Raw genomic sequence first — 561 nt, 5'->3', positions numbered from 1 at the left:
ACACCGATCCTCCGTTCGACGTCGATCCGCAGGATGTGGTCGAACGCGACGAGAACACGTCCGACATGTTCGGCGGCGCGCCGCCGGCGCCGTCAGCCCCGTCCCTGCCCGAAACCGCTCCCGCCGCCGACGGCGCCGCCTATCAGGTGCTGGCGCGCAAGTACCGCCCGCGCACCTTCGAGGACCTGATCGGCCAGGAGGCCATGGTCCGCACGCTGAAGAACGCCTTCGCCACGGGGCGGATCGCCCACGCCTTCATGCTCACGGGCGTGCGGGGGGTCGGCAAGACCACCACCGCCCGCCTGCTGGCCCGCGCGCTGAACTACGAGAGCGACACGGTCCACGGCCCCACGGTCGACCTGTCGTCCGAGGGCCGGCACTGCCGCGCCATCATCGAAGGCCGGCACATGGACGTGCTGGAGATGGACGCCGCCTCGCGCACCAAGGTCGACGAGATGCGCGAGCTCTTGGACAGCGTGCGCTACGCCCCGGTCGAGGCGCGCTACAAGGTCTATGTCATCGACGAAGTGCACATGCTGTCGACGGCGGCGTTCAACGCCC

General features: G+C 69.9%; 1 protein-coding gene. It reads left to right on the top strand.

The annotated features are described in order from the left end of the window. On the top strand, positions 1 to 561 hold a 561-nt coding region (locus tag D1614_RS28605; protein ID WP_206610194.1), incomplete at both ends, for a DNA polymerase III delta subunit-related protein.

It is taken from the genome of Maribellus luteus, assembly GCF_003576475.1.
GTDB classification, from domain to species: domain Bacteria; phylum Bacteroidota; class Bacteroidia; order Bacteroidales; family Prolixibacteraceae; genus Draconibacterium; species Draconibacterium luteum.
The sequence above is the reverse complement of the archived record's forward strand: the minus strand, read 5'-3'. Positions and strand labels throughout refer to the sequence as shown.